The organism is Steroidobacter sp. (genome assembly GCF_016790065.1).
In the GTDB taxonomy this organism is placed as follows: domain Bacteria; phylum Pseudomonadota; class Gammaproteobacteria; order Steroidobacterales; family Steroidobacteraceae; genus Steroidobacter.
Genome location: NZ_JAEUPY010000376.1, coordinates 1 through 19,352 on the forward strand (window position 1 = coordinate 1; position 19,352 = coordinate 19,352).

Sequence of the window (19,352 nt, forward strand, 5' to 3'; positions counted from 1 at the left end):
GGCGAAACTTCACTTCCTTGATCTGTATCTGCTTCTGCTTGCGCTTCGCTGCGTGCGCCTTCTTGTTCTGTTCGAACAAGTATTTGCCAAAGTCCATGATGCGGCAGACCGGCGGCTCCGCCGTCGGCGAAACCTCGACCAAGTCGAGCTCGGCAGCTTTGGCCATCTCCAGCGCGTCGAAACGGCTGAGGACGCCTCTCTGCTCGCCGGCAGCATCGATCACTCGCAATTGTGGCGAGGTGATCTCTTCATTGCGCCGGACGCGCTTTCCTATGGGAGCAGCGATGCGTTATACCTCCAAAACAGTCCGACCGTGGCTCGCAACCTCTTCGGCAAGCTTGGTCGCCACCACCGCAACCGGTAGCGCCCCAAGGTCTTTGCCATCACGCGTGCGCACGGCCAGAGAATTCGAACCTGCTTCGCGATCACCGACCACCAATAGGTACGGCACCCGCTGCAGGGTGTGTTCGCGAATCTTAAAGCCGACAGTTTCATTGCGCAAGTCTGAAGTCACGCGAAGCCCCTGATTTCTCAGGGTTTCAGTGACATTGCGCACGTAGTCGGCCTGGCCCGCCGTGATGTTCATCACCACGGCCTGCACCGGCGCCAGCCAAGTCGGGAAGCGGCCGGCGAAATGCTCGATCAAAATACCGGTGAAACGCTCCAGCGAGCCGAACATCGCCCGATGCAGCATCACCGGGGTGTGCCGCTGCCCGTCTTCACCGATGAAGGTGGCGCCGAGCCGGCCCGGCATGTTCAAGTCGACCTGCAGGGTGCCGCATTGCCAGTCCCGACCAATGGCGTCCCGGAGCACGAATTCAAGCTTCGGCCCGTAGAACGCGCCCTCGCCCGGATTCAGCGTGTACTCCAAACCGGCCGCACTGACGGCCTGCTTCAGCGCCGCTTCCGACTTGTCCCACACATCGTCCGCACCGACCCGCTTGGCCGGGCGGTCCGAAAACTTGATGCGCACGTCGGTGAAGCCGAAGTCCGCATAGATGCCGAGGATCAGCTTGGTCAGGCCGACGGCTTCTTCGAACAGCTGCTCCAGCGAACAGAAACTGTGGCCATCATCCTGAGTAAAGGCGCGAACGCGCATCAACCCATGCAACGCGCCCGACGGCTCGTAACGATGCACCTTGCCGAACTCGCAGAAGCGTAGCGGCAGGTCGCGATAGCTGCGGATGCCCTGGTTGAAGATCTGCACATGGCCCGGGCAGTTCATGGGCTTCAGGCAGAACTTGCGCTTGTCCGGCAGCTCGGTGAAGAACATGTTTTCGCCGAAGGTCTCGAGATGACCCGAGGCCTGCCACAGCTTGGTGTCCATGACTTCCGGCGCGCTCACTTCCTGCCAGCCGGCGGCGGTCTGGTACTTGCGCATGTAGGCGATCAAGTTCTGGAACAGGGTCCAGCCCTTGGGATGCCAGAACACGGCGCCGGGCGCTTCTTCCTGGAAGTGGAACAGATCCTGTTCCTTGCCGAGCTTGCGATGGTCGCGCTTCTCGGCCTCTTCGAGACGGGTGAGATACGCCTTCAGCGATTTCTCATCGCCCCAAGCGGTACCGTAGATGCGCTGAAGCATCTCGTTCCGCGAATCGCCGCGCCAATAGGCACCGGCGACCTTCATCAACTTGAATGCTTTCAGCTTGCCGGTGCTGGGCACGTGCGGGCCGCGGCACAGATCGACCCAATCACCCTGCCCGTACAGACTGATCTGATCCTTCTCCGGAATGCTGGCGATGATCTCGGCTTTATAGATCTCGCCCTGGTTACGGAAAAATTCGACGGCGTCGTTACGGCTCAGCACACGGCGCGTGACTTTCTGATCCGCATCCGACAGCTCGCGCATGCGCGCTTCGATGGCTGTCAGATCTTCGGTGGAGAACGGGCGCTTATAGGCGAAGTCGTAATAGAAGCCGTCTTCGATCACCGGGCCGATGGTGACCTGGGCTTCGGGAAACAGCTGTTTCACCGCTTGCGCCAGCAAGTGCGCGGTCGAATGACGAATGACGTCCACACCGTCAGCGTCACGACTGGTGACGATGGCGAGGTTGGAGTCTTTGTCGATGACGTGCGAAGTGTCGACCAGCTGGCCGTCGACTTTGCCCGCCAAAGCGGCCTTGGCGAGTCCGGGCCCGATGTCGGCGGCGATCTGTTCGACCGTCACCGGTTCCGCATAACTGCGCAGGCTACCGTCCGGTAAGGTGATTACAGGCATGACGAGGATCAATGACTTGTGATGCGCCTCGCAGATCCCGACACTGGCCCGATCCGTCGTTGCGCTCGGGACAAGCCAGCTAATTCAAACCTTTAGGCGCGAAAAAGGACGCGAAGTATGCCCGGGAGTGCCGGGCCAGGCAACCGCGTCGCTAGCACCGGTTAAATCGGCTTCGTAGTATCCCGGCCGCGACCACTTGCCCCTCAACCGCCTTGACTCGACGCCTACGCCTCGGGCGGCTCCGACCGACGACGGACGATGATGATCAGAGACCTGTCAGCACTGACGGCCATGCGCTATTTCGCGGCATTGGGCGTAGTTCTGTACCACTACGGGCGCCAACTCGACGTGGCGCCCTGGCTGAAGCACGCCATCGCCAACGGCTTCATGGGCATGCCGTTCTTTTTCATTCTGTCGGGCTTCGTCCTGGTCTATGCCTCGCAGGGTCGGACTATTGGCGTCCGTGATTTCCTGGCACGCCGCTTCGCGCGCCTCTACCCCGTCTATGCCTTCGCGTGGGCCCTCACCGGCATCACCAAGATTGCGGTGGCCACCAGTGGCGCGCAGCTCGCTAAAACTACCGTGGTGTTCGGCGGCTCGTCGTTGCTGCTAGTGCAAGCCTGGATTCCGGGCGCTGCCAAGCATTGGAATTGGCCAGCCTGGTCGCTGTCCTGCGAAGTGTTTTTCTACGCGATGTTCCCGTTCGTCTACCTGAGCCTGTCGCGACTCTCGACTCGCATGCTCGCGGTGCTGGCCGGTGTGTTGACGGCACTGTCGGCGTTGAAGTTCTACGTCGTCGCGATGTACGCGAAGACGACCATCTTCAGAGGCACATTGCTGCACACGTCGATGGGCGAGTACTTGGATCAGTTGCCGGTGCTCGCGATCATCGTCTTCCTGCTCGGCGCCACGCTCGGCCATCTCTATGTGCGCGGCGTGCGAGTGCCGACGAGCTTTGCATTACCTACGGCTGTGGCAATCGCTGCGTTATTCGTCAGCAACGGGACAGTGCTCGGGCTGCCGCCGTCGGCATGGTTGCCGCCGCTCTTCTGCGTAATGATCCTGGCGTTGGCCGACATGACCTATGAGTTGCCGCCGTTCGCGCTCCTGCTCGGCAACGCGTCGTACTCGATGTACATCCTTCAGTTCCCGCTGCACGACTTGCTGTATCCGACGGTGGCGCAACCCACCATCCTTGGCCTCATTGGCTTCATGGTGTTGCTGACGGCCTGCTCCATCGCGACGTTTCTGTATATCGAGCAGCCCGCGGCGAGATGGATCAAGCGGGGCGTAATCCGCAGACCGCTGCAAACCTCGGTGCAGCCGGGCTGAGTGCGTAGAATCTTTCAACTCCGCTTGCCACTCTGGCAACTCGCCGCTATCCTTCTCCGCCCTTTCGGACCGCCAGTGCGCGCGTAGCTCAGCGGTAGAGCACTACCTTGACATGGTAGGGGTCACAGGTTCGATCCCTGTCGCGCGCACCATCTCCTAAGAATTAGACCGACTGTCAGACCGCCTTGGCGGTCCCCAATCCCAGGCTCTGATTCCTTAACTGCGTGATCTGATCGCGCAGCTTGGCGGCTTCTTCGAACTCCAAGTTGCGCGCGTGCTTGAGCATCTCCTGCTCGAGCTTCTTGATCCGACGCATGACCTGATCCGGCGTGAGGCTCGAATAATCGGGCGACGCTTCCGCGACCTTTTTCAACGGGCCGCGCTGTCCATCCGAATACGCGCCTTCCAGAATGTCGGCCACCGCCTTCTTGATGCCGCGAGGCGTGATGCCGTTGGCCGCGTTGAACTCAATCTGCTTCGCGCGACGACGAGCCGTTTCATCCAGCGCCCTCTGCATCGAGCCGGTCACCCGATCGGCATACAAGATGGCCCTGCCGTTCAAATGGCGCGCCGCGCGACCGATGGTTTGAATCAGCGAATTCTCCGAACGCAGGAAGCCTTCCTTATCCGCGTCGAGAATTGCGACCAGCGACACCTCGGGCATGTCGAGACCTTCGCGCAACAGGTTGATGCCGACGATCACATCGAACTTGCCGAGACGCAGATCGCGAATGATCTCCATGCGCTCGACGGTGTCGATGTCCGAGTGCAGGTAGCGCACCTTCACGCCGTGTTCGTCGAGGTACTCGGTGAGATCCTCGGCCATGCGCTTGGTGAGCGTCGTAATCAACGTGCGCTCGTCCTTGGCGACGCGCAGCTTGATCTCCGACAACACATCGTCGACCTGCGTGCGCACCGGCCGAACCTCGACTTCCGGATCCACCAGGCCTGTGGGACGCACCAACTGCTCCACCACTTCGCCGCCGGAATGCTCCAGCTCATAACGCCCCGGCGTCGCCGACACGAAAATGGCTTGCGGCGACAGTCGCTCCCACTCTTCGAAGCGCAACGGCCGATTGTCCAACGCCGACGGCAAGCGGAAGCCGTATTCCACCAGCGTTTCCTTGCGTGACCGGTCGCCCTTGAACATGGCGCCGAGCTGCGGAATGGTCTGGTGACTTTCGTCGATGACCAGTAACGCATCCTGCGGTAGATAGTCGAACAAACACGGCGGCGGCTCACCCGCCTCGCGACCGGACAAGTAGCGCGAATAGTTTTCGATGCCGTTGCAGTAACCCAGCTCGCGGATCATTTCGATATCGAAGCGCGTGCGCTGTTCCAGGCGCTGCGCTTCGAGCAACTTGCCGTTGTTCTTCAAATCGAGCAGTCGGCCATGCAGCTCATCGCGGATATGATCCACCGCTTGCACGAGTCGATCTTTCGGCGTCACGTAGTGCGTGCCCGGGAACACTGTGTAGCGCGGGATCTTGCGCCTGATCTCGCCGGTCAGCGGATCGAACAGCAATAGCGAGTCGATCTCGTCGTCGAACAATTCCACGCGCAGCGCTTCGCGTTCGGATTCGGCCGGGAAAATGTCGATCACATCGCCGCGCACACGATAGGTGCCCTGCGTGAGATCCAGCTCGTTGCGCTTGTATTGCATGTCCGTCAGACGCCGCAGAATCGCGCGCTGATCGATGTGCTCACCCCGAGACAAGTGCAACACCATCGACAGATACGTCTCAGGCGCGCCCAGGCCGTAGATGGCCGACACCGTCGCGACGATGATGGCGTCACGACGTTCCAGAATCGCCTTGGTTGCCGACAAGCGCATCTGCTCGATGTGTTCGTTGATGGACGAGTCCTTCTCGATATACGTATCGGAGGACGGCACATACGCTTCGGGCTGGTAGTAGTCGTAATAAGAAACGAAATACTCCACCGCATTGTCGGGGAAGAATTCCTTGAACTCGCCGTACAGCTGCGCCGCCAGCGTCTTGTTATGCGCCAGCACCAAGGTGGGGCGCTGGATTTGCTGAATCACATTGGCGACCGTGAACGTCTTGCCCGAACCGGTCACGCCCAGCAGCGTCTGATGCGCCAGGCCCGCCTCGATCCCCTCGATCAGCTTGGCAATGGCTGCGGGCTGATCACCGGCAGGCTGGAACTCGCCTTTGAGTCGAAACGGGGTCTGCGGCGGCTGGTCGGTCATGGTGCTCAGTGAGCGAGGCGCAACTGTCATAAGGAAAGCTGGAGTTGGGGCAGAAACTGCGCGTTTCCAAGGCCGGCTCTGGGCGCTTCGTGACGGTTTCGGCTAGAGACGGGCGGCGAATGGCTCTACAATCGCACGAAAACATCCCGGCATTTGTCAGGGATTTTCGCTTTTTCGTCGAGCTCCCCGCAGGTCACTGGGTGTCATCGTGAGTCTAGCAGTTTCAAAGCGCGTGCAACGCGTGAAGCCCTCCCCCACCGTGGCCCTTACCGGACGCGTCGCGCAGCTCAAGGCTGAAGGCAAAGACATCATCGGCCTGGGCGTCGGCGAACCTGATTTCGACACGCCGCTACACATCGCAGACTCGGGCGTCGAGGCGATTCGCAAAGGTCACACGCGTTACACGCCGGTGGAAGGCACCGCCGAGCTGAAGGACGCCATCATCGGCAAGTTCAAACGCGAGAACGGGCTCGATTACAAGCGCAATCAAATTCTGGTATCGACCGGCGCCAAACAAACCATTTTCAATTTGATTCTGGCGGTGGTGGATCCGGGCGATGAAGTGGTGATTCCGGCGCCGTACTGGGTGTCGTATCCGGACATGGTGCTGCTCGCCGATGGCGTACCGGTGCTGCCATATGCCGGCCCTGAGCAAGGCTACAAGCTCACCGCTGCGCAACTCGAAGCGGCCATCACGCCCAAGACCCGATTATTCATTCTCAACAGCCCGAGTAATCCGACCGGCGCTGCGTACACCGCCGCTGAACTGCGTGCGCTCGGCGATGTGCTCGTCAAACATCCGCAGGTCATCGTCTGCACCGATGACATGTACGAACACATTTACTGGGCCAATGAGCCGTTCGTCAGCCTCGCGCAGGTGTGCCCGGAGCTGTATGACCGCGTCGTGACCACCAATGGCGTGTCCAAGGCCTATGCGATGACCGGTTGGCGCATCGGTTACTGCGGCGGCCCCATCGAAGTGGTGACCGCAATGTCCACCATTCAAAGTCAGAGCACGTCGAATCCTTCCTCGATTGCGCAGAAGGCCGCGATCAGCGCGCTGAATGGCGATCAAGACTGCGTGCGCGAAATGAACAAGTCGTTCAAGCAGCGTCACGACTTCACCGTCGCCGGCTTGAACAAGCTGCCTGGCGTCACTTGCCTCGAAGGCGCCGGCACCTTCTACGCGTTCGCGCATGTCGAGCAGGCGATGAAGATCGTCGGCGTCAAAGACGACAACGCGTTCGCCGAGCACTTACTGATCCATGGCGGTGTCGCTGTGGTTCCCGGCAGCGGCTTCGGCGCACCCAACCACATGCGCCTGTCGTTCGCGACCAGCATGAAGAATCTGGAAGAAGCGTTGAAGCGCATGGAGAGGACGCTGCGGGCCGCCCAAGCCGCCTGAGTACCGCCGGCTTGGCGCCTTCGTCAACGCCGGCGTCCCAGCGCGCGCCCGGCTGGCACAATGGCGCGTCAAGGCCCCCTGTCAGCGGAAGATGACCCCCGCCGCAACGCGTCGCGACACCGCCAAGACCTGATTCCGAGCAAAGTTGCGAAACAAGTCGCTTCGATTCCTTGACATAGCCGCGTCGCATTACGCAAAATCCCGCGCCTTCGATTTGACCCATCTGTTCCCCGGTAGCTCAGTGGTAGAGCGACGCACTGTTAATGCGTTGGTCGCTGGTTCGAGTCCGGCCCGGGGAGCCACCTAATCTAAGCTGTAAGCAGCGCGAGCGCGGAGCGCACACCACTCGGTCGCATGGCTAGAACCGATCCTGCGCTGTCCTTACCCATCAGCGAACCCGCGCTGAATCGAGTGTTGAACGAGGCGCACAGCCTCGCCACAGCCATCACCGGCTTCCAAGTGCCCCAGTTGGCGGCGCTGATCGTTCTGCAGTACCTGCCCAAGATTGCGAACCACGGCCCGGTGTTCGCCGAGCGCATCCTGTTCGAGGCCATCAAGGCCGGCCAGGCGAAAGTGGAACGCGACGGTTCAGCCGCCTTTGCCGATGAAGTCGTCACCGCATTGGATCGTGCGCAGATTCGCACCGGTCAGGGTTTGCTTGCTGATCTGGGAATCTCGCTATTGCACGAGGACCCTGAGCCACGAGAGCAAGTCATATTGCCCTCCGGCCAAACCAGCTACCTGACGGCACAGCAGAGCCGCATCTATCGCGAGATCAGAGCGCAGAGCGACGATCACATTCACGTGCAAGGCTACGCCGGCACGGGCAAGTCGTATTTGATCAAGTCGCTGCTCAGCACCCTGCGCGGCGCCAACGTGCTGGTGCTGGCGGAGCGACAAGCACAACTCGCCGCGCTGCTCGCGGGCGTTGGCACTCAGCCTCACGTTCATCCGCGACGCTTCGATGCGTTGGCGCGGGAGATGATTCCGACCGACCTCACCGATCCGATCAACTTTCGCCTCAGCCGTCCGTACTCGGCAGCTGCGCCGATCGCTGACGAGGTCATCATCCGACATCTGGGGATCCGGCCCAGCGGCACGCTGCGAGAACGCGATCTGGTCATCGTCATACGCGGGACAGTCGCGAGCTTCTGTTACAGCGGCGATGCAGAGATCGAAGCAAATCACATCCCGGATCGCCATCAGGCCACGCTCGACGCAACCGCCCGGCAGGTCGTGCTCCATCACGCCACCGAGTTGTGGAAATCGATTTTGCTGCCGCCCTCGGGCGAGTTTCAGCCGCCGGTTCGCGGCGAGCATCGAATGAAATGGGCCGCCATCAAGGGCTGGAAAATTCCGGCGCGCTACACGCATGTTCTGATCGACGAATCCCATGACCTGAACAAGCCGCTGCTGCAGATTCTCGACATCAGCCCGCAGTCGGTGATCAGCCTGGGTGATGAATACCAAAACCTGCAGGGCAAGCCGCAGCGTCGCGCCAACATCATCAGGCAGCGAGCCGTGACCTCATCGGTGCGCTCGGGTCGATTGCTCGAAGGCGTCGTCAATCCCATCATCGGCGCGCATCCCGGCACGATGAAAGAGCCCTTCGTCGGCAACCCGCTGCACCGAACCGAGATCGTTTATTACGACCGCCCGAGCGTGCCTGAGCAGCCGGCGGCGATTCTGGTGGGCAACACCTGGAGCCTGTTCGAGTGGGCCCAGCGGCTGGCCGCACAGAATCTGGATTTCGAACTGCTCAGCAGCCGGCAACAGCTGAACATGTTCGTGAACGATTGCATCGAATTGCGCCGGCACGGCAGCCGCCCGCGACATGGCGAGATCTTCCGCTTCGGCACCTGGGAGGCGCTGGCCAATACCAATCAAAACAAGCCGGGCTTTCAGCGCATCGACCGCATGCTGGAGAAAGGCTATGACGATACCGACTGGCGCAGAACGGCCAACCATATCGTGACGCCCGCCAAGTTCGCGCTCGGCCTGGTTGGCGATATGCGTAACCGTGAATTCGCCAGTGTGATGCTGGCGCCGGAACTGGTCGACGGCGTCTGGGAAGTTTGGAAGGATGGTTTTGCGGCCGCCAGCGCCGCGTTGTATGTTGCGGTTACCCGCGCTCAGCAGCGACTGATCGTGCCGGCAAGGCTGCAAAGCTGGCTGGAGGAAGTCACTGCTCGGCGGCGCGATTCGCGACTGCATATCCTATGACGCTCACCGAACTGCGCTACATCGTTGCTCTGGGCCAGGAACAGCACTTCGGCCGTGCTGCCGAACGCTGCAATGTGAGTCAGCCGACGCTGAGCATTGCCGTGAAGAAGCTCGAAGACGAGCTCGGCGTGACATTGTTCGAGCGTGCCAAACAAGGCGTGTTGGTCACACCGCTGGGCGAGCGGATCATCGCCATGGCCAGCGCAGTGCTGGAACGAACAGCAGAGATCAAAGACGTCGCCACCGGCGATGCCAATCAACTGCAAGGCCCGCTGGCACTGGGCACCCTGCCCACCGTCGGCCCCTACTTGCTGCCGCAGTTCATTCCACTGTTGCAGGAAATGGCCAACAGCATGCCGTTGTTCGTCGAGGAAGCGGCTCAGCAAACATTGGCCGCCAAGTTACGCAACGGCGACTTAGACGCGCTGCTAGTCACCGCGCCCTTCAGCGAACCGGACATCGTCGTGCAACCGCTGTTCGAAGAGCCGCTGGTGCTGCTCGTGCCGGCCCGTCATCGCCTGGCGAGCAAAGCCACCGTCGCGCTCGACGATCTCGATCCTGCCGAAGTGTTGTTATTGGACGAAGGTCACGCGTTCCGAGATCAGGTGCTGAGCGTGTTTCCTCAACTGCGACCGCAAGACGGCGCGAGCAACACACGCACGTCGATGAGAGGCAGCACCTTTGAAACGTTACGTCACATGGTCGCTTCGGGCCTGGGCGTCACCGTGTTGCCCCAAGCCGCAGCTCAGGCCCCGCTCTACTCTTCCGATATATTGGTCACCAAACACTTCAGCGAGCCAGCGCCCAAACGCACCGTGGTGCTGGCCTGGCGAGTGAGTTATCCGAGGCACAAGGCCATCGACGTGCTCCGAAGGGCAATACAAGCCAGCAGCGCCGCCTATTGGAATTACAATAGCGCCCGCGTGCCGGAAACCGCCGGCTTGATGATCGAGAATCGGGACTGGTAGACGGATGCAACCGTTGTCCAAAATCGTGGTGGTGGGAGGTGGCACGTCCGGCTGGCTGGCCGCGGCCATGCTTCGCCATCACCTGAAGCCCGAGCTGTGCGACATCGAGCTGATCGAATCCGAAGAAATCGGCACGATCGGCGTCGGCGAGTCCACGGTGCCGCCGTTCGTCGGCTTGATCCAGCGCCTCGGCATCGATGAGCAAGAGTTCATTCGCGCCACCGAGGCCACTTACAAGCTCGGCATTCAGTTCGTCGACTGGCACCAGCGCAGCCACACTTATTTCCATCCGTTCGGCGCCATCGGCAAGCCCATCGGCACGCACGACTTCTATCAGTGCTGGCTGAAGGCTCGCACCCTGGGCGATAGCTCGTCGCTGCAAGATTTCTCTCCTTGCAACGTCATGGCCGAAAACGGCCGGTTCTTTCCTCCAGCCCGTGCGCGCAATACGCCCATCGGCGGAGCGAACTATGCGCTACACATTGATGCCGCTTTGGTCGCGCGCTATCTGCGAGGCTACTCGGAAGCTCGCGGACTGAAGCGCACCGAAGGCCGCGTCACCGACGTGCATAGAAAAGACAACGGCTTCATCGATCATGTGGTGCTCGCCGACGGCCGAAAGGTTCACGGCGATTTCTTTCTCGACTGCACCGGCTTCCGCGCCTTGCTGATCGACAAGGCGCTCGGTGTCGAATCCAACGACTGGTCCGACTATCTGCCGTGCGATCGCGCGATCGCCGTGAGAACTGAAAATCACGGGCCGCTGCTTGGATACACACGAGCCACCGCGCAGAAGGCCGGATGGATGTGGCGCATTCCGCTGCAACACCGGATCGGTCAGGGCTACGTTTACTCCAGCCGCTTCTGCAGTGACAGCGAGGCGCGCTCGACACTCCTTCGTAATCTGAACAGTGGCGCACTGGACGAGCCGCGCGTGATTCCATTCACCACGGGACATCGTAAGGAACTGTGGAAGTTGAATTGCCTGTCGGTCGGCCTGGCCGGCGGCTTTCTCGAACCGCTCGAAGCGACAGCGATGCATCTGATCGCTCGCGGCATCGACTTTTTCCTGCGGTACTTCCCGACGCGTGATTGCGACCCGGCGTTGATTCGCGAATACAACCGTCGCATGACGGCCGACTACGAAGAAGTTCGCGACTTCATCGTGCTCCACTACAGCGCGACCCGTCGCGACGACTCGCCGTTCTGGCAGGCTTGCCAACAACTGCCGTTGCCGGATTCCTTGCGCGAGCGCATCGAGCTGTTCCAGAGCCAAGGCGCGATGCGCGAAGGCACCGATGAGTTGTTCCGTGCCTCGAGCTGGCAGTCAGTCTTCGAAGGCATGGGGATACGCCCGCGCACCTACTCGCCTCGCATCGACAATATCGATTACGCCCAGATTCAGGACACCTTGCGTACCGCCAAAGCCGCCATCGCCGGCATGGTCGAACATCTCCCCACGCACGAGCAGTTCCTGAGCCGCCAATTCGGGTGACCCGGCAACGTCATAGTCAGAATCAATCGGCCCTGGGATTGTGACTGGCCAGCGCTGTCTTCTATAAGTCCAGCCTATATAAATGAGGGGGCGCCGATGTCGGTAGCAAAGCTGTCGATTGTATTTTTCCTGCAGATGTTCGTGATTCTGGCCACTTGCCGCCTGGTCGGCTGGCTGGGGCGACGCTATCTGAAACAGCCGCAGGTGGTGGGCGAAATGATCGCCGGCGTGATCCTCGGGCCGTCGCTGTTCGGCTTGTTCTGGCCGGAGCTGCAGAAAACCGTGTTCCCGGTCGACACCAAAGGCGTGTTGTACGTCGGCGCTCAGCTCGGCGTCGGCTTATATATGTTCCTGGTCGGCTTGGGCTTCCGCAGCGACCACTTCAAACAGAATCTGCGCAAGGCCGCCGCCGTGTCGATCTCGGGCATGGCCGCGCCCTTCTTGATTGCCATCATCGGCACGCCTTGGCTCATGACCCTGCCCGGCTTGTTCTCGCCCGAAGCCACGCGCTTCGACGCCACTTTATTCATGGGTGCGGCGATTGCCATCACCGCCTTCCCGATGCTCGCTCGAATCATTCACGAACGCGGGTTGAGCCACACGGCGTTGGGTACGTTGTCGCTGTCAGCCGGTGCGATCGACGATGCTGCCGCGTGGTGCGTATTGGCCATTGTGCTGGCGAGTTTCGGCGCCGGCTCAGGCGTCGCGATCACGGCCATCGTCGGCGGTATCGTGTTCGCGACCTTCATGCTGCTCATCGCCCCCAAGCTGCTCGCGCCTTTGGGTCGTATGGCCGAGCGCCAACAGGCACTGGGTCATGGCTTGAGCCAGACGCTGCTGTCCATCGTGCTCATGTTGTTCATGCTGTCTGCCTACATCGCCGACGCGATTGGCTTGCACGCCGTGTTCGGCGGCTTCCTGCTCGGCACTGTCATGCCGCGTGGCGCGCTGGCTGATCAGCTTCGCAAGTCGCTCGAACCATTTACTGTCGTGTTGTTGCTGCCGATGTTCTTCACTTACTCCGGCCTCAACACGCAGCTGACGATGGTGAACAACGTCGAGCTGCTACTGGTCGCCGCGGTGATTCTCGCCGCCTCCATCCTCGCGAAGTTCGGTGCGTGCTGGGCCGCTGCGCGCCTGTCCGGTCAGGACAACAGCACTGCGCTGGGCATCGGCGCGTTGATGAATGCTCGCGGGTTGATGGAGCTGATCATCATCAACATCGGTTTGCAGGCCGGCGTGATCGGGCCGGCGTTGTTCTCGATGCTGGTGTTGATGGCCATCGTCACGACCTTGATGGCATCGCCACTGTTCGAGTTCGTTTACGGTCGCGCCGCGCGCGCTCGGGGCGAGCTGGATGCGTTGCATAACCCAGCGAACTGACGCTATTTAACATTCGGCGTTTCCGCAGAAACGCGTTCCGGACTGACTGCAATATCTCACACGGCCCAGCAGCCAGTCATAAACGCACCCGAGTTATCGCTTAACGAGAGTCCATGCGCCCCGACCAGTCCTCGATCTGAGACGATTGCAGCCGACGTTCGAACAAGCGCCGCCAGCTCGCGGGCAGCGGCAAGCCGAGCAACGATTTGAGCACGGTGGGGTCAACGTCACGATCCCTGATCACAGCGAGAACGCGAGCGATCGTCCATTCCGGATGGGGACGCGCCAGCACTTCGATCTCGTCGCCCGCTCGGAGCTCGCCGGGTTCGAGAACGCGCAAGTACCATCCTGCGCGCAAGCTCTCCTGAACCTGCGCGGCCATATCGGCGACGCCGAAGCGCAAATTCAGCTTGAAGCACGGTTGCCTTCCCTGGCTCACCTCGAACACGACACTGCCGATGCGCCAGCGGTCGGCGATGCATACGTCGTGTTCATCCATGCCGTCGACGCTCAAGTTTTCTCCAAAGGCACCGGGCGCCTGCAGCAGCGCATGCCCCGGCAAGTGCTGCTGCCAAATGGAGTAATGAGCCCACGGATAGCAGTGCACGGCCTTGTCCACGCCACCGTGCACTCGCAGGTCTGCTTGACTGTCTGTCACCAGGCCGAGCGACATCACTCGCTGTGTGCCGCTCACCGGTTTCTTGTCGATCCCACTGAGCGTGCGACCTAGCGGCTTCACGCTGCCACTGAGAACAGTCAGTACACTTGCCATCGAGCCCTCCGATCAGGCCGAGCGCCGCAACTTCACCGAGGGAAAGTCCACCGGCACGGCGAACGCAACGTTGACGTAGTTGGTGAACAAGTTCAATGCGACGTGCGCCAGAATCTCGACGACCTCCTCGTCACTAAAACCCGCGGCCTTCACAGCCTGGACATCGGCGGCGCCAACCTGCCCGCGTTTCTCCACCAGCAGCAGAGCAAACCGGAGTGCCGCGGCTGTTTTCGGGTCAGCCGATTGCCCGTCCTGCGCGAGCGCCATCTCTTCCGCCGTCGCGCCAGCCTTCCGGCCCAGCGCGTTATGCGCAGCGAGGCAATACTCACAAGCGTTGCGATCGGCCACCGCCACCGCGATCTGTTCGCCGAGCTTCGCGGGAATCTTTCCAGCGCCCAATGCACCGAACGAGCCCCACATGCTCTGCAACGCTGCGGGAGAATTTGCGACCGCCTTGAACATGTTTGGAATCACGCCGAAGGCCCCCTGGATCTGCGACAACAAAGCGTGCCGGTCTGCAGTGGTGTGCTTGGAGTCGACTAGAGCGATACGAGTCATCGGGCCTACCTCTTGAGTTGAGCCGCTGCATCGGCGGCGAGCGGGTTGAATATTGCGCTCGCCGGCCGGATGATAGGCGTCATGAAGTCCGTAAAACGCGTCCAATCGTCCAAAGACAATACCCTGCCCGCGCCACCTACCGTCGATCGCTTATCTGCGCTGCTGGATCGGTTTCGGGTACATGCATCGTTGTTTCACACCGGAGCACTGTGCGGCACCACTGTGTTTCAGCCGCAGCCAGGTCGTGCCTTTCTGCATGTTCTGCGTCGTGGCGAAATGGAGGTGCGACATCGCGCGGGCGAAACGCAGATGACCCGGTTTCGCATCACCGAACCCACCGTGCTGCTTTATCCGCGCCCGCTGCGACACACCTTCGTCAATGCGCCGCGCGAAGGATCAGATCTCACGTGCGCGACACTCGACTTCAGCGGCGGCGAACACCATCCAATCGTGCAGGCGTTGCCCTCGATGCTCAGAGTGCCGGTCAGCTCCGTGGATGGCTTGATGCCGGCGCTCGATCTGCTGTTTGCCGAAGCCGACCGCGTCCGTTGCGGCTCGCGGCTGTTGGCCGATCGATTGTTCGAAGTCGTGTTGATTCAACTGCTGCGCTGGATTCTGGATCACCCCGAACAGGCGGGCGTGTCCAGCGGACTGATCATGGGCTTGTCTCATCCGCGACTCGCCCGTGCGTTAGTAGCCGTCCATCAATCGCCCAGCGATGACTGGTCACTGGCGAAGATGGCCTCGGTCGCCGGCATGTCGCGCAGCGCCTTCGCCGACACATTCAAGGCCGTCACCGGCACGACACCCGCGGCTTATCTCACCGATTGGCGAATGAGCCTGGCCGCATCCATGATGCGCTCAGGTCAGCAGATAAAAACAATCGCGGCGGAACTGGGGTTCGCGAGCGGCTCTTCGCTCGCCAAAGCTTTCAAACAGCGCTTCCATGCGTCGCCTCGCGAGTGGCTCGCCTCCGCCGGTTAAAAGCCGAGCCGCTGTCGAATCGCCTTCCTCTCCTGCAATGACAGCACGATGGCCGGTACGATCGGCGTCCGGCCGTCTTCGGCAAAGAACGGTGAGCGCTTCGCTTTGCCGGTCAGCAGACCTTTAGCGATGAATGGAAACACGGTGATGAAGCCTTTGAAGTCGATCTTGTCCGCCGTGCCGCTCGGCGCTTTGCCCCTCGCATATCGACCCATGATGCGACTTTTGATAGCCCCCAAGGTTCTATCGAGATAGCTGGGATCTTTCACTGTGAAAACACGATGCGCCAGCCCCGCCCATGGGAAGCCAGCCCTCGTGTTTGCCACGGGCGTGTTACAGCAGCTGGCATACCAGCGATACAACCCCTCCGGCGACAGGCGCAGACATCTCAGAACCTCACGCCCCGCTTCGATTCGGATCTCCGCCGGGTAAACCGGAATGACTTCGGTGCCACCGGCGCTATCCAACAAGTCCGCCCGATTCAAATGATGCGCGAAGGTCTGACAGTCATCGCAATAGCAAGCGAGACGGCCCGGCGTGTTTCGCGGGAAGTTCGGAAGCTGAGCGCGGAAGGTGCCGCACTCGCATTGGATTTGCATGAGGGGTCCTTGGGCTTGCTATTGAAAGAAGACTAGCGCCTTACTCAGCGTGATCCACACACCCCACGCAAGCGGAATCGCAACCCCAGTCCATACGAGAACGAGCAGCAGGCGATAGTTCGCGGTGTCGCCGGGACGATCCGACACTGCAGCCGAGCTTGATGGGTGCCCCGGTGAGGCGGCGAGCTCCTTCTCGATCTGCTCCTTCGTCATGTGATGTTTAGTATCGACGGGCCGCATCATCAAATTGCATAACAGTCCCAGCAGCAACATGCCGGCGAGCACATACATCGTGACGTTGTACGCCTGATGCGCGGGCACCCCGCGAGCAAGCTGGAACTCGCGGATGTAGTTGACGGCGACTGGACCGAGAATGCCGGCGACGGACCATGCAGTCAGCAGCCGCCCGTGAATCGCGCCGACATGCTGCGTACCGAAGAGATCAGCAAGGTAAGCAGGAACGGTCGCAAATCCGCCGCCGTACATGGTGAGAATCACGCAGAAAATTACTACGAAAAAGCCGATTCGTCCGGCTTCACCAGCGATGGGGGCCGAGACATACAGCGCACAGCCCAGCAGAAAGAAAATGGTGTACGTCAGTTTGCGTCCGACGATGTCCGAGGCCGATGCCCAGCCAATGCGTCCAGCGATGTTAAACAGCGACAGCAACCCGGCAAACGCAGCGGCGATGGTCGCCACTTGCGCGCGCTCGCCTTCCGTGAGATCCGCCAGCCTCGCTGGGCTGCCCATCAACTGACCGCCGAAGACCTCCTGCAGCATCGGCGAGGCCATACCGATGACGCCGATGCCAGCGCTTACGTTGAGACACAGAACACCCCACAACAGCCAGAACTGCGGCGTGCGCACAGCTACGTTCACGTGCACATGCGCCGATGTAACGAGTGGTTTCTCTTTCTTCACCGCGCCCGACGGCGGCTGCCACCCCGGCGGCGGCAAGCGGTATCCGAAGGCCCCCAACATCATCGAAATGAAATAAATGACGCCCAGTGTGACGAAGGTTTGCCAGACGCCTACTGAACTGTCGGTCGCGAACGTGTTCATCAATCTGTCGGCGAGCGGCGCGCCAATCATCGCCCCGCCGCCGAAGCCCATGATCGCCAGCCCCGTGGCGACGCCACGATGATCGGGGAACCACTTGATCAACGTGGAGACCGGCGAGATATAGCCGAGGCCCAGGCCGATACCGCCGATCACCCCCGACCCCAGCCACATCAGCCAGATCTGATGGGTGTAGACACCCAGCGCTGAAATGAACAGGCCGCCACACCAGCACAACGTCGCAACGAATCCCGCCTTGCGCGGACCTTCACGCTCCAGCCAGTGACCGAATAGCGCGGCAGCCGACCCGAGAAAGACGAAGAACAAGGTGTACGTCCAGCCGAGCATCGAAACTGGCCAGTCACAGCGCGTCGAGAACACGCGTGCGATGAAGCCGACGCCGTCGCAGCCAACAGGTTCATGCACCCCAACCGCACGCGACAGCGGCAGCCAGAACACGCTGAAACCGTAGGCCATGCCGATCGACAGATGTATTGCCAGCGCCGCAGGAGGCACTAGCCAACGGTTGAACGTCCGGGACGCAATCGTGCGTTCCTTGTCGAGGAAGCCAGGCGGGTGATCGGTGGACATTGCTACCTCCCACACAAACCGCGTTCGCAAGCGAAGTCGATCGATGACGGATCCTACCGATACACTGGGTCTAACGCACAGGAATTGTAGGGCTCTCCGCCGAAGACCTGGCGTGGAGTTCAATCGCCCCCAACTTTCAAGTCCGTTGCAACATATCGAAACGGCGCCGCTCTATCGCGGCACGATCTGCTAGTCCCGCCGCTGCGCAGAGGTCCGGGGCATAGATCCGACAAGGTGAGCGTTTTAGCATCGCGGCATCCAGCTGGCGAAGAAGCTCGCTCGGCGCGATGCCCGGTGGTGCAGCGATTCTTCCGCGCACGACGTGCTTCCGCTCGTTTTTGGTGTGTTCATGATCAATGCCCTGATCGCGCCAACAACCTGCGCAGAGGACAGTGAAAGTTTCCGAGTGAGAGTAAATCACGCTGTCTTGATCCAGGTCTTCACTCGCACCATGGATCCGACCCTCGTCATCCTGCGTTCCGGCAAAATCGAACAACAGATAGTTGCTTCTTACCAGAGTGGCGAGATGAGGAAATACCGGAACCTCTCGTTCGCCGTACTTGTGATATGTGATGGGAGCACCATCGATGAGAACGACGTCGCCGTAGTCAATTCCCAGCCGCTGGTACAGCACGCTTCGTATGATTCCGTGACAGGGACTCAGCCGTTCGATCCAGATCGTTTCCTCCAGCCCCGGATCATCAAGATCCTTAGTCCTCTCGGCGAGCGGCCGCTCAGCGAGCCTCACCTTGCAGGTCGGGTAGCGCCCTTCCGGCAGTCCGAACCGGCCCATCTCGATCTTTTGCTTCATTCGCATCCACACTGCCAAGGCAGTCGCGCCGTCTCGTGCACCCGTCGCGCAGATTCCGAGATTCCATTCAGTGGCCTCGGAAGGCTCGCTAGTGAGGGTCGCCGCACGCTGATTTGCGGCCATGCCTTCATGGAATCGACCGCGCGTTTTCATGAGCAGTCCGAGGTTGTAGTGCCTATAGCTAATGTCAGGCTCTAACTCCAATAGCCGCCGACAAGCACTCTCAGCCAACTCATCTCTTTGACGCGCCATCATCCTTGCCGCTGTCGCCAGTCCGCTGAGTAATACCCGCTCGTGATCGGCTCCGTTCGCGCTCTCCGCCAAAACGGCCAGGTTGTCAACCACCGTTGCGAACAGCTCGCTCTCCGGCGGCGGTGCATTGAGCATGTCGACGTCGCACGCCTGATCCAACGATTCTCCCACTAGACCCAGCAGTCGCTCGTCCGCAGCATGCGCCGCGTGAACTGTTTCCAGCACTTCCAGAGATCGCTCCCTCGAAAGGTAACCGCGCCCAACAAACTCGACGAGCACGAACGCAATCTCTTTCTGTTGAGACTGCGCACTCAATAGCGGCCGAAGGACTTCCCATGCGGAGTCACCGCGATCGGCCTCTGCTTGTTCTATGAAGCGCTCTTTGATCTCTTCGATGGCGCTTTTCGAGAGGGCTTTGTCTAACGATCGGAGCATGGCGCAGTGGAATTATGGAGAAATGTGTGAAGCAGACGATTGGGCACGACGTCGC

The 19,352-nt window shown here is 60.7% G+C and carries 15 protein-coding genes and 2 tRNA genes; 9 read left to right on the forward strand and 8 right to left on the reverse strand.

Annotated features, from left to right (window positions below; translation table 11 throughout):
* The coding region (gene infC / locus JNL55_RS15490) for a translation initiation factor IF-3 (RefSeq protein WP_415923088.1) at positions 1 to 286 on the reverse strand (286 nt) is incomplete at its 3' end.
* 3 nt (positions 287 to 289) lie between these two features.
* Entirely contained in the window at positions 290 to 2,218 is a 1,929-nt protein-coding gene (gene thrS / locus JNL55_RS15495) for a threonine--tRNA ligase (protein WP_293855146.1), read from the reverse strand.
* A gap of 258 nt (positions 2,219 to 2,476) precedes the next feature.
* Here thrS and JNL55_RS15500 point away from each other — a divergent pair, with 258 nt between their 5' ends.
* Positions 2,477 to 3,550, forward strand: coding sequence for an acyltransferase family protein (locus JNL55_RS15500; protein ID WP_293855149.1), 1,074 nt, complete (start codon positions 2,477 to 2,479; stop codon positions 3,548 to 3,550).
* 77 nt (positions 3,551 to 3,627) lie between these two features.
* Positions 3,628 to 3,702 (forward strand) — tRNA-Val (locus tag JNL55_RS15505).
* Between the two features lie 23 nt (positions 3,703 to 3,725).
* On the opposite strand, the gene uvrB is transcribed toward JNL55_RS15505, so the two are convergent.
* Entirely contained in the window at positions 3,726 to 5,762 is a 2,037-nt protein-coding gene (uvrB, locus tag JNL55_RS15510) for an excinuclease ABC subunit UvrB (protein ID WP_293855152.1), read from the reverse strand.
* Positions 5,763 to 5,970: 208 nt separating this feature from the next.
* On the opposite strand from uvrB, the gene JNL55_RS15515 reads away from it, so the two are divergent.
* The 6 genes from JNL55_RS15515 (at position 5,971) to JNL55_RS15540 (ending at position 13,236) form a co-directional block, all read left to right on the forward strand.
* Positions 5,971 to 7,167 carry a pyridoxal phosphate-dependent aminotransferase gene (locus JNL55_RS15515; protein ID WP_293855155.1) on the forward strand — a complete coding sequence of 399 codons (1,197 nt, stop codon included), beginning with the start codon at positions 5,971 to 5,973 and terminating at the stop codon, positions 7,165 to 7,167.
* 227 nt (positions 7,168 to 7,394) lie between these two features.
* Positions 7,395 to 7,469 (forward strand) — tRNA-Asn (locus JNL55_RS15520).
* Between the two features lie 52 nt (positions 7,470 to 7,521).
* Positions 7,522 to 9,390 carry an AAA family ATPase gene (locus tag JNL55_RS15525; protein ID WP_293855158.1) on the forward strand — a complete coding sequence of 623 codons (1,869 nt, stop codon included), beginning with the start codon at positions 7,522 to 7,524 and terminating at the stop codon, positions 9,388 to 9,390.
* Complete coding sequence (locus JNL55_RS15530; RefSeq protein ID WP_293855161.1) at positions 9,387 to 10,358, forward strand: hydrogen peroxide-inducible genes activator; 972 nt, start codon at positions 9,387 to 9,389, stop codon at positions 10,356 to 10,358. The genes JNL55_RS15525 and JNL55_RS15530 overlap by 4 nt, the downstream gene beginning before the upstream one ends.
* Positions 10,359 to 10,362: 4 nt before the next feature.
* Complete coding sequence (locus JNL55_RS15535; protein ID WP_293855163.1) at positions 10,363 to 11,853, forward strand: tryptophan halogenase family protein; 1,491 nt, start codon at positions 10,363 to 10,365, stop codon at positions 11,851 to 11,853.
* Positions 11,854 to 11,949: 96 nt separating this feature from the next.
* Positions 11,950 to 13,236, forward strand: coding sequence for a cation:proton antiporter (locus JNL55_RS15540; protein ID WP_293855166.1), 1,287 nt, complete (start codon positions 11,950 to 11,952; stop codon positions 13,234 to 13,236).
* 100 nt (positions 13,237 to 13,336) lie between these two features.
* On the opposite strand, the gene JNL55_RS15545 is transcribed toward JNL55_RS15540, so the two are convergent.
* The gene (locus JNL55_RS15545; RefSeq protein WP_293855169.1) at positions 13,337 to 14,008 is read right to left on the reverse strand and encodes an MOSC domain-containing protein; all 672 of its coding nucleotides are present in this window, start codon (positions 14,006 to 14,008) and stop codon (positions 13,337 to 13,339) included.
* Between the two features lie 12 nt (positions 14,009 to 14,020).
* On the reverse strand, positions 14,021 to 14,566 hold the full coding sequence (locus JNL55_RS15550) for a carboxymuconolactone decarboxylase family protein (protein WP_293855172.1): 546 nt from the start codon (positions 14,564 to 14,566) through the stop codon (positions 14,021 to 14,023).
* A gap of 81 nt (positions 14,567 to 14,647) precedes the next feature.
* Between JNL55_RS15550 and JNL55_RS15555 the strand changes: the two genes are divergently transcribed.
* On the forward strand, positions 14,648 to 15,550 hold the full coding sequence (locus JNL55_RS15555; protein WP_293855175.1) for an AraC family transcriptional regulator: 903 nt from the start codon (positions 14,648 to 14,650) through the stop codon (positions 15,548 to 15,550).
* On the opposite strand, the gene JNL55_RS15560 is transcribed toward JNL55_RS15555, so the two are convergent.
* The 3 genes from JNL55_RS15560 to JNL55_RS15570 all read right to left on the reverse strand — a co-directional run bounded on the left by JNL55_RS15560 (position 15,547) and on the right by JNL55_RS15570 (position 19,297).
* Entirely contained in the window at positions 15,547 to 16,149 is a 603-nt protein-coding gene (locus JNL55_RS15560) for a DUF6151 family protein (protein ID WP_293855178.1), read from the reverse strand. The two genes, JNL55_RS15555 and JNL55_RS15560, sit on opposite strands and share 4 nt — an antisense overlap.
* Positions 16,150 to 16,167: 18 nt before the next feature.
* Positions 16,168 to 17,799: an OFA family MFS transporter gene (locus tag JNL55_RS15565; RefSeq protein ID WP_293855181.1), complete on the reverse strand. Its 1,632-nt coding sequence runs from the start codon at positions 17,797 to 17,799 to the stop codon at positions 16,168 to 16,170.
* A 136-nt stretch (positions 17,800 to 17,935) separates the two neighbouring features.
* On the reverse strand, positions 17,936 to 19,297 hold the full coding sequence (locus JNL55_RS15570; protein ID WP_293855184.1) for a hypothetical protein: 1,362 nt from the start codon (positions 19,295 to 19,297) through the stop codon (positions 17,936 to 17,938).
* Between the last annotated feature and the right edge of the window lie 55 nt (positions 19,298 to 19,352).

Coding starts and splice junctions, on each gene's coding strand:
- JNL55_RS15555 (WP_293855175.1), top strand. CDS start 14,648: ATGAAGTCCGTAAAACGCGTCCAATCGTCCAAAGACAATACCCTGCCC.
- JNL55_RS15550 (WP_293855172.1), bottom strand. CDS start 14,566: ATGACTCGTATCGCTCTAGTCGACTCCAAGCACACCACTGCAGACCGG.
- JNL55_RS15540 (WP_293855166.1), top strand. CDS start 11,950: ATGTCGGTAGCAAAGCTGTCGATTGTATTTTTCCTGCAGATGTTCGTG.
- JNL55_RS15570 (WP_293855184.1), bottom strand. CDS start 19,297: ATGCTCCGATCGTTAGACAAAGCCCTCTCGAAAAGCGCCATCGAAGAG.
- JNL55_RS15530 (WP_293855161.1), top strand. CDS start 9,387: ATGACGCTCACCGAACTGCGCTACATCGTTGCTCTGGGCCAGGAACAG.
- JNL55_RS15565 (WP_293855181.1), bottom strand. CDS start 17,799: ATGTCCACCGATCACCCGCCTGGCTTCCTCGACAAGGAACGCACGATT.
- JNL55_RS15525 (WP_293855158.1), top strand. CDS start 7,522: ATGGCTAGAACCGATCCTGCGCTGTCCTTACCCATCAGCGAACCCGCG.
- JNL55_RS15500 (WP_293855149.1), top strand. CDS start 2,477: ATGATGATCAGAGACCTGTCAGCACTGACGGCCATGCGCTATTTCGCG.
- JNL55_RS15545 (WP_293855169.1), bottom strand. CDS start 14,008: ATGGCAAGTGTACTGACTGTTCTCAGTGGCAGCGTGAAGCCGCTAGGT.
- uvrB (WP_293855152.1), bottom strand. CDS start 5,762: ATGACCGACCAGCCGCCGCAGACCCCGTTTCGACTCAAAGGCGAGTTC.
- JNL55_RS15535 (WP_293855163.1), top strand. CDS start 10,363: ATGCAACCGTTGTCCAAAATCGTGGTGGTGGGAGGTGGCACGTCCGGC.
- JNL55_RS15560 (WP_293855178.1), bottom strand. CDS start 16,149: ATGCAAATCCAATGCGAGTGCGGCACCTTCCGCGCTCAGCTTCCGAAC.
- thrS (WP_293855146.1), bottom strand. CDS start 2,218: ATGCCTGTAATCACCTTACCGGACGGTAGCCTGCGCAGTTATGCGGAA.